The 8,272-nt window shown below is 58.2% G+C and carries 7 protein-coding genes and 1 pseudogene; 2 read left to right on the top strand and 6 right to left on the bottom strand.

The window, feature by feature from the left end; translation table 11 throughout:
• Window positions 1-179: 179 nt before the first annotated feature.
• The 3 genes from ahpF to PMI31_RS16495 form a co-directional block, all read right to left on the bottom strand.
• Window positions 180-1,742 (bottom strand): alkyl hydroperoxide reductase subunit F, encoded by a 1,563-nt coding sequence (gene ahpF / locus PMI31_RS16485; RefSeq protein ID WP_008019284.1) that lies wholly within the window; start codon window positions 1,740-1,742, stop codon window positions 180-182.
• Between the two features lie 139 nt (window positions 1,743-1,881).
• Complete coding sequence (ahpC, locus tag PMI31_RS16490; RefSeq protein ID WP_007975937.1) at window positions 1,882-2,445, bottom strand: alkyl hydroperoxide reductase subunit C; 564 nt, start codon at window positions 2,443-2,445, stop codon at window positions 1,882-1,884.
• Window positions 2,446-2,584: 139 nt separating this feature from the next.
• Window positions 2,585-3,523 carry a site-specific integrase gene (locus PMI31_RS16495; RefSeq protein ID WP_008019285.1) on the bottom strand — a complete coding sequence of 313 codons (939 nt, stop codon included), beginning with the start codon at window positions 3,521-3,523 and terminating at the stop codon, window positions 2,585-2,587.
• 594 nt (window positions 3,524-4,117) lie between these two features.
• Here PMI31_RS16495 and PMI31_RS16505 point away from each other — a divergent pair.
• Window positions 4,118-5,128 (top strand): DNA-binding protein, encoded by a 1,011-nt coding sequence (locus PMI31_RS16505; protein WP_008019288.1) that lies wholly within the window; start codon window positions 4,118-4,120, stop codon window positions 5,126-5,128.
• Here PMI31_RS16505 and gorA read toward each other — a convergent pair.
• Together gorA and galU are read right to left on the bottom strand one after the other, a co-directional pair.
• Window positions 5,125-6,483, bottom strand: coding sequence for a glutathione-disulfide reductase (gene gorA, locus PMI31_RS16510; RefSeq protein ID WP_008019289.1), 1,359 nt, complete (start codon window positions 6,481-6,483; stop codon window positions 5,125-5,127). The two genes, PMI31_RS16505 and gorA, sit on opposite strands and share 4 nt — an antisense overlap.
• A 130-nt stretch (window positions 6,484-6,613) precedes the next feature.
• Window positions 6,614-7,453 carry a UTP--glucose-1-phosphate uridylyltransferase GalU gene (gene galU, locus PMI31_RS16515; protein ID WP_007975949.1) on the bottom strand — a complete coding sequence of 280 codons (840 nt, stop codon included), beginning with the start codon at window positions 7,451-7,453 and terminating at the stop codon, window positions 6,614-6,616.
• 281 nt (window positions 7,454-7,734) lie between these two features.
• Here galU and PMI31_RS16520 point away from each other — a divergent pair, with 281 nt between their 5' ends.
• Window positions 7,735-7,923, top strand: coding sequence for a hypothetical protein (locus PMI31_RS16520; protein WP_008019290.1), 189 nt, complete (start codon window positions 7,735-7,737; stop codon window positions 7,921-7,923).
• Between the two features lie 43 nt (window positions 7,924-7,966).
• Here PMI31_RS16520 and PMI31_RS31350 read toward each other — a convergent pair.
• Window positions 7,967-8,272 (bottom strand): annotated as a pseudogene (locus tag PMI31_RS31350) (hypothetical protein); the annotation flags it as partial.

The raw sequence follows: 8,272 nt of genomic DNA on the forward strand, positions 1-8,272 counted from the left end.
CGATACCCCTCTGTAGGAGCGAGCTTGCTCGCGAAAAACCCGAGAGCGCCTCGGGGCACCTCGCAACCCGCGTTATCGTTGACGACCATCGCGAGCAGGCTCGCTCCTACAGGCGTGATGTGCAGGGCACAAAAAACCCCATGATCAATCATGGGGTTTTATGTTTTCAGCGCCGGGCTTTATGCCGGGGCGGAAGTGCGGATCAAGTGATCGAAAGCGCTGAGAGAAGCTTTGGCGCCCTCGCCCACCGCGATCACGATCTGCTTGTACGGCACAGTGGTCACGTCGCCGGCAGCGAATACACCCGGCACCGAAGTTTCACCGCGGGCGTCGACGACGATCTCGCCACGGGGCGACAACTCAATGGTGCCTTTGAGCCAATCGGTGTTCGGCAACAGGCCGATCTGCACGAAGATCCCTTCCAGTTCCACATTGCGCAATTCACCACTCTGACGGTCCTTGTAGCGCAGGCCGTTGACCTTCTGACCGTCGCCGGTGACCTCAGTGGTTTGTGCACGGGTGATCACGGTGACGTTCGGCAGGCTGTGCAACTTGCGCTGCAATACCGCATCGGCACGCAACTGCACATCGAACTCCAGCAGCGTGACATGGGACACGATACCGGCCAGGTCGATGGCCGCCTCAACGCCGGAGTTGCCGCCGCCAATCACAGCCACGCGCTTGCCCTTGAACAACGGACCGTCGCAGTGTGGGCAGTAGGCCACGCCTTTGTTGCGGTATTCCTGCTCGCCCGGCACGCTCATCTCTCTCCAGCGCGCACCAGTGGCCAGAATCACGGTTTTGGCTTTAAGCGATGCGCCGCTGGCGAAATGAATCTGGTGCAACTCACCGTTTTTTCCAGGTACCAATTTGTCGGCACGCTGAAGGTTCATGATGTCCACGTCGTACTGTTTGACGTGTTCTTCCAGAGCCACGGCCAGCTTCGGACCTTCGGTTTCCTGCACCGAGATAAAGTTCTCGATGGCCATGGTGTCCAACACCTGCCCACCAAAACGTTCGGCCGCGACACCGGTGCGAATGCCTTTGCGGGCCGCATAGATTGCCGCCGATGCACCGGCCGGGCCACCGCCAACCACCAGCACATCAAAGGCTTCCTTGGCGCTGATTTTCTCGGCCTGGCGCTCAATGCCGCTGGTGTCGATTTTGGCGAGGATTTCTTCCAGGCCCATGCGCCCCTGACCGAAGTTCACGCCATTGAGGTAGATGCTTGGCACGGCCATGATCTGACGATCGTCGACCTCGGCCTGGAACAGCGCACCGTCAATGGCGACGTGCCGAATGTTCGGGTTCAGTACCGCCATCAGGTTCAGCGCCTGGACCACGTCCGGGCAGTTCTGGCACGACAGCGAGAAGTAAGTCTCGAAGTTGAACTCGCCTTTGAGCGAGCGGATCTGTTCGATCACTTCCGCACTGGCCTTGGACGGGTGACCGCCGACTTGCAGCAAGGCCAGTACCAAGGACGTGAATTCATGGCCCATCGGGATGCCGGCGAAACGCAGGCTGATATCCGCTCCCGGGCGATTGATCGAGAACGACGGCTTGCGTGCATCATCGCCGCTGTCGAGCAAAGTAATCTGGGTGGAAAGACTGGCAACGTCTTTCAGCAGTTCGAGCATTTCCTGGGATTTCGCACCGTCGTCGAGGGATGCAACGATCTCGATCGGCTGAGTGACCCGTTCCAGGTACGATTTCAACTGGGCTTTAAGATTGGCGTCCAACATACGGGCGATTTCCTTTTTGCTGATTCATTTAGAGCAGGCATAAAAAAACGCCCGAGCGAATCTCGCCCGGGCGTTTTTATTGGGCGGTGCAGCTTACCGAGTAGGTGCGGAGTTCCGCCCTGATGGTGCGATCACAGACTTAGATCTTGCCGACCAGGTCCAGGGACGGCGCCAGAGTGGCCTCGCCTTCTTTCCACTTGGCTGGGCAAACCTGGCCCGGGTGAGCAGCGACGTACTGGGCAGCCTTGATTTTGCGCAGCAGCTCGGAAGCGTCACGGCCTACACCGCCATCGTTCAGTTCAACGATCTTGATCTGGCCTTCCGGGTTGATCACGAAGGTGCCACGGTCAGCCAGACCGGCTTCTTCGATCAGCACGTCAAAGTTGCGGGAGATGGCGTGAGTCGGGTCGCCGATCATGGTGTACTGGATTTTGCCGATGGCTGGCGAAGTGTTGTGCCAGGCAGCGTGGGCAAAGTGGGTATCGGTGGAAACGCTGTAGATCTCGACGCCCAGTTTCTGGAATGCATCGTAGTTGTCAGCCAGGTCTTCCAGCTCGGTCGGGCATACGAAGGTGAAGTCGGCCGGGTAGAAGAAAACCACCGACCACTTGCCTTTCAAGTCAGCGTCCGAGACTTTTACGAAGTCGCCATTTTTGAATGCGTCAGCTTTGAACGGTTTAACTTGGCTGTTGATGATAGGCATCGTTGACTCTCCGTCAGGGGGTTAAGAAGTTGATGGAGAGAACTTTACCCACTCGTCGGACAGAAGGCTCATTGGCAAACCTCATGCTGCTGATTGGCTTTCGCTATTAGCCGACTGTATTAATAGAAGAAAACGGTATCTACGGCTCCACCGGCCTTTCTGTGATGCGCGCCATCCCGAGGAACGGGCTGGCCTCGATGTAACGCATGGCCGACTTCATGTCCTTCCAGCCCACGTAACTCATGAGCGACTTCAAGTCCCAGCCACTTTGATGCGCCCAGGTCGCAAAGCCGCGGCGCAAGGAGTGGCTGGTGTAGAGTTCGGCGGCAATGCCGGCGCGCTCCAGCGCCTGACGCAATAACGGAATCACGCTATTGGCGTGCAACCCCTCCTCGCCCAGATGCCCCCAGCGGTCGATGCTGCGGAAGACCGGCCCACGCACCAGAGCTGCCTCGGCAATCCAGTCGATATAAGCCTGCACCGGACACAAACGCTGCAGGGCCGGCGTTTGATACGTCTTGCCGAGGTTGTCGCGATCACTCTTGCTGCGTGGCAGATAGAGACTGATGCCGGAACCGGCGCGGGCCTGTACGTGTTCAACCTGCAGCCGGCACAACTCATCGCTACGAAAGCCACGCCAGAAGCCCAGCAGGATCAACGCCATGTCGCGCCTCGCCCGCAGTAATCCCGGCCGGTCGCCTGCGGCCCTGGCGGTTTGCACTTCTTGCTCCAGACAACTGACCACCTGTTCCAGATGCTGAAGCTGCAAGGGTTCGGCTTGTTTTTCCTGGGCCGGGTGCAGTGCGCGGATGCCCTTGAACACCTTGCGCACCACCGGCGCCTTGGTGGGATCGGCAAAACCCTGGCTGTTGTGCCACTGCGCCAAGGCCGACAAACGCAGTTTCAACGTATTGATCGACAACACGCCAGCATGGGCCACCAGGTAACGCGCCACGCTGTCGCCGGTTGCCGGCAGAAAACCGCCCCACGTGACTTCGAAGTGTTCGATAGCGGCCCGATAGCTGCGACGGGTGTTGTCGCGAGTCGCCGCTTGCAGATAGCGATCCAGATCGCTCATAGGACATGAACCTGTTTTGACTGTCTGTAGGAGCGAGCTCGCTCGCGATGATCGTTAACGATGACGCTGGTTGGCAGGTGCCCCGCGGCGTTCTCGGGTTTTTCGTCGGAACGCCGCCCGGAGCAAGCTCGCTCCTACAAAAGGCATCGACCGGCGGCGCGAACAACACAAAACCCTGTAGGAGCGAGCTCGCTCGCGATGGTCGTCAACGATAACGCCGGTTGGCAGGTGCCCCGCGGCGTTCTCGGGTTTTTCGCGAGCAAGCTCGCTCCTACAAAAGGCATCGACCGGCGGCGCGAACAACACAAACCCCTGTAGGAGCGAGCTCGCTCGCGATGGTCGTCAACGATAACGCTGGCTGGCAGGTGCCCCGCGGCGTTCTCGGGTTTTTCGTCGGAACGCCGCCCGGAGCAAGCTCGCTCCTACAAGGGTATGTGTACGGAAATAGCGCGAAGAACACCTCGAAACTTCGCTCACACGGGGTAATACCAGTATATCCCGTGTTAGTAACATTCAACATTTAACTTTTTAAATTGAATGGTACAATGTGTATTTACGTGGTACGTACCACATCATCAAAACCCGGGAGAACTCATGGCACGCGGCGGTGTAAATAAAGCGGTGGTGCAAGCCGCTCGGTTGGCGATCCTCGCCCGTGGCGAAAACCCGAGCATCGATGCCGTAAGGATCGAGATGGGCAATACCGGTTCGAAGACCACGATTCATCGCTACCTCAAAGAGCTCGATGACAGGAACGAACCGGTCGAAGCGCCAGCGGAACCGATTGACGACGAACTGATGGCGCTGGTGGCGCGGCTCGCACAAAGATTGAAGGAGCAAGCGCAGGAGCCCATCGACCAGGCGCGCGCGCAGTACGAGGAACAACGCAAGGCGCTGGAAAACCAGCTCGGCGAAGCGCAAGAGGCCAACAGCGAACTGCACCAGCAATACGAGTTTCAGAGCCTGGCACTGACCCAGGAATCCGAGGCCCTGCAAGAAACCCGTGCCCTGCTGCAAACAGAGCAAACCCGCAACGCCGGGTTGAACCAGGCGCTGGCCGACTTCGAACTGCGCTTGAAAGACAAGGACGAGCAGATTCGCTCCCTTGAAGAAAAGCACCTGCACACCCGGGACGCACTGGAGCACTACCGCAATGCGGTCAAGGAACAGCGCGAACAGGAATTGAGTCGCCACGAAGGCCAGGTGCAACAACTGCAGATGGAACTGCGTCAGGCACAACAAAGCGCGCTGGTACGCCAGGACGAAATCACCCAATTGCACCGCGACAACGAACGTTTGCTGACTGAAAACCGTGGCACGCTGCGAGAGCTGAGCCTGCTGCAAGAACAGCTCAAGCAAAGCAACAGCCGTCAGGATCAGTTGCTGGAACAGGCCGCCCGCGTCGACAGCGAACGCACCCTCCTCCAGGAACGCCTGCGCGTCGCCCTGCTGGAAAGCCAGGCACTCAAACAGAACGTCGATGAGCAATCGCAGCTCAACAAGTCACTGGAAATCGAGCTGACCAAAACCCGGACAGATCTGGAAGAACGCGTACGTCTGGCCGCAACCATTGCGGCAGCGGCAGACGCAGCGAAGGACGATTAACCGGCGACCGGCGACCGCATGGTAACGAACTCTTCGGCGGCCGTCGGGTGCACGCCGATGGTTTCGTCGAAGTGACGCTTGGTGGCGCCGGCCTTCAAGGCAATCGCCAAGCCCTGAACGATTTCACCGGCATCCGGACCGACCATGTGGCAACCCAAGACCTTGTCGGTTTTGGCGTCGACCACCAGCTTCATCAGCGTGCGCTCCTGGCATTCAGTCAGGGTCAGCTTCATCGGCCGGAAGCGGCTTTCGAAGATCTGCACCTCGTGGCCGGCTTCGCGGGCCTCTTCCTCGGTCAACCCGACGGTGCCAATGTTTGGCAGGCTGAACACCGCCGTCGGGATCATCTTGTAATCCACCGGACGATACTGCTCTGGCTTGAACAGGCGCCGTGCAACTGCCATGCCCTCTGCCAGGGCAACCGGTGTCAGCTGAACACGACCGATCACATCGCCCAGCGCCAGGATCGACGGCTCGGCGGTCTGATACTGCTCATCGACCTCGACAAAGCCTTTCCTGTCGAGTTTGACCCCGGTGTTTTCCAGCCCGAGATTGTCCAGCATCGGACGACGGCCCGTGGCGTAGAACACGCAATCGGCTTCCAGTTGGCGACCATCCTTGAGCGTGACTTTCAGGCTACCGTCGGCCTGCTTGTCGATACGCTCGATGTCTGCGTTGAACTGCAGGTCCATGCCGCGCTTGGTCAACTCTTCCTGCAAGTGCTTGCGCACCGAAGTGTCGAAGCCGCGCAGGAACAGTTCACCGCGATACAACAGCGTGGTCTCGGCACCCAGGCCGTGGAAGATCCCGGCGAACTCGACCGCAATGTAGCCCCCGCCCACCACCAACACGCGCTTGGGCAGCGTTTTAAGGAAAAATGCCTGGTTGGAACTGATGGCATGCTCGTGCCCCGGGATTTCCGGAATCTGCGGCCAACCGCCGGTAGCGATCAGGATGTTTTTGGCGGTAAAACGCTCGCCATTGATCTCGACCTGATGCGGATCGACGATCTTCGCGTGACCTTCATGCAAGGTCACGCCACTGTTGACCAGCAGGTTGCGATAAATGCCATTGAGGCGATTGATCTCGCGGTCCTTGTTGGCGATCAGCGTCGGCCAATCGAACTGTGCCTCATCCAGGCTCCAGCCAAAACCGCCAGCCTGCTCGAAGTCTTCGGCAAAGTGCGCACCGTAGACCAGCAATTTTTTCGGCACGCAGCCGACGTTCACACAGGTACCGCCCAGATAGCGGCTCTCGGCCACGGCCACTTTCGCACCGAACCCGGCGGCAAACCGCGCAGCCCGCACACCGCCGGAACCGGCACCAATCACATAAAGGTCAAAATCGTAGGCCATTTTCAATCTCCTCGGCAGGCCACCAGCATACCCGCAGACATTTGTGGGGCAAGCGCTGCACACGATACGGGGCCGGAAAATGAAAAAGCCACCCGAAGGTGGCTTTTCAATACAATCCGGTCTTCGGCTATCAGTAAGCCTTGCCCGTCTTGTAGAAGTTCTCGAAGCAGAAGTTGGTCGCGTCGATGTAGCCTTCGGCGCCACCGCAGTCGAAACGCTTGCCTTTGAACTTGTAGGCAATCACGCAACCATCCTGCGCCTGTTTCATCAGGGCGTCAGTGATCTGGATCTCGCCGCCTTTGCCTGGCTCGGTTTGTTCGATCAGGCTGAAGATGTCCGGCGTCATGATGTAACGACCGATGATCGCCAGGTTCGACGGGGCATCTTCCGGCTTTGGCTTCTCGACCATGTTGCGCACGCGGTACAGGTCGTCACCGATCAGGTCGCCTGCAATCACACCGTATTTGCTGGTTTCCTGCGGGTCTACTTCCATGATAGCGACGATGGTGCAGCGATACTGCTTGTACAGCTTGACCATCTGCTTCAGTACGCCGTCACCTTCCAGGTTGACGCACAGGTCATCCGCCAACACCACGGCGAACGGCTCGTCACCGATCAGTGGGCGGCCGGTGAGAATCGCGTGGCCCAGACCTTTCATTTCGGTCTGACGGGTGTAGGAGAACGAGCACTCATCCAACAGGCGGCGGATGCCGACCAGGTATTTCTCCTTGTCGGTGCCCTTGATCTGGTTTTCCAGCTCGTAGCTGATGTCGAAGTGGTCTTCCAGGGCACGCTTGCCGCGACCGGTGACGATGGAGATTTCGTTCAAGCCGGCATCCAGTGCTTCTTCGACGCCGTACTGGATCAGTGGCTTGTTCACCACCGGCAGCATTTCTTTGGGCATGGCTTTAGTCGCTGGCAGGAAGCGAGTACCGTAACCGGCTGCTGGGAACAAGCATTTCTTGATCATAAAAGTCCTTGAAAAGGCTGTGTGTACGAGTTTCGGCGCAGTCTAATCAGGCGGCGTGCACCTTACAATGCCCCGCGCTGGCTAACCGATGTCAACATAGAGAAATATTCTTGCCGATAGTTCCCTGCGCGGGTGCGCAGGTCACCGCGCAAACTCTTATGCATAGCAGAGATTTGCGCAATTGCACGCTTTCTACCGCAGCTGACATCCCCCCCAATGGCACCCGCTGTGTGCGTTTGGCGGTATCATGGCGCTATTGAACCAGACAACGAGGTTAATAAATGTCGGCAGCAAAAAGCGTCAACGGATTCCTGATCAATCAGGTGAAAGACGGTCAATGGTGGGTGGCGAGTGTCGCCGGTGAAAATATCGCCGGACCTTTCCCTTCCGAAGCCCTGGCAATCGAAGTGGCTTCGGTGCTGGAGCTTGAGCACCCGGAACCCAAGCGACGCGCCAAGGACAAGACCTGACCGACGCCCCTTTCGAATAGCCCTGTCATTGCACAGGGCTTTTTTACGGTTCTTCACGCAATCCCGGGAAACTGTAGGAACGGCCGGTCAACGCTCGATTGCTGGCGATGGGCTCAAGCGCGCCGCGTTTGTTCAGTTCGTACGCGTTATCGTTTACGACCATCGCTGGCAAGCCAGCTCCTACACGAGATCGCGTCCGAGTCGAAAATGAAGTGACCTCCAAACTATTGCGCAATAAAAAAGGTTCTTCACGGAATCCCGGGGAACACAGATAACGAAGTATCTGTAGGGGCTGCTGCAGGCTGCGATCTTTTGGATCTTGATCTTCAGCAATATCCAGATCGCAAAA

Source organism: Pseudomonas sp. GM55, from assembly GCF_000282395.1.
In the GTDB taxonomy this organism is placed as follows: Bacteria; Pseudomonadota; Gammaproteobacteria; order Pseudomonadales; family Pseudomonadaceae; genus Aquipseudomonas; species Aquipseudomonas fluorescens_CC.

Excerpts from the sequence above, each read along its gene's own strand:
- ahpF (WP_008019284.1), bottom strand. The coding sequence starts at position 1,742 with ATGTTGGACGCCAATCTTAAAGCCCAGTTGAAATCGTACCTGGAACGG.
- ahpC (WP_007975937.1), bottom strand. The coding sequence starts at position 2,445 with ATGCCTATCATCAACAGCCAAGTTAAACCGTTCAAAGCTGACGCATTC.
- PMI31_RS16495 (WP_008019285.1), bottom strand. The coding sequence starts at position 3,523 with ATGAGCGATCTGGATCGCTATCTGCAAGCGGCGACTCGCGACAACACC.
- PMI31_RS16505 (WP_008019288.1), top strand. The coding sequence starts at position 4,118 with ATGGCACGCGGCGGTGTAAATAAAGCGGTGGTGCAAGCCGCTCGGTTG.
- PMI31_RS16520 (WP_008019290.1), top strand. The coding sequence starts at position 7,735 with ATGTCGGCAGCAAAAAGCGTCAACGGATTCCTGATCAATCAGGTGAAA.
- galU (WP_007975949.1), bottom strand. The coding sequence starts at position 7,453 with ATGATCAAGAAATGCTTGTTCCCAGCAGCCGGTTACGGTACTCGCTTC.
- gorA (WP_008019289.1), bottom strand. The coding sequence starts at position 6,483 with ATGGCCTACGATTTTGACCTTTATGTGATTGGTGCCGGTTCCGGCGGT.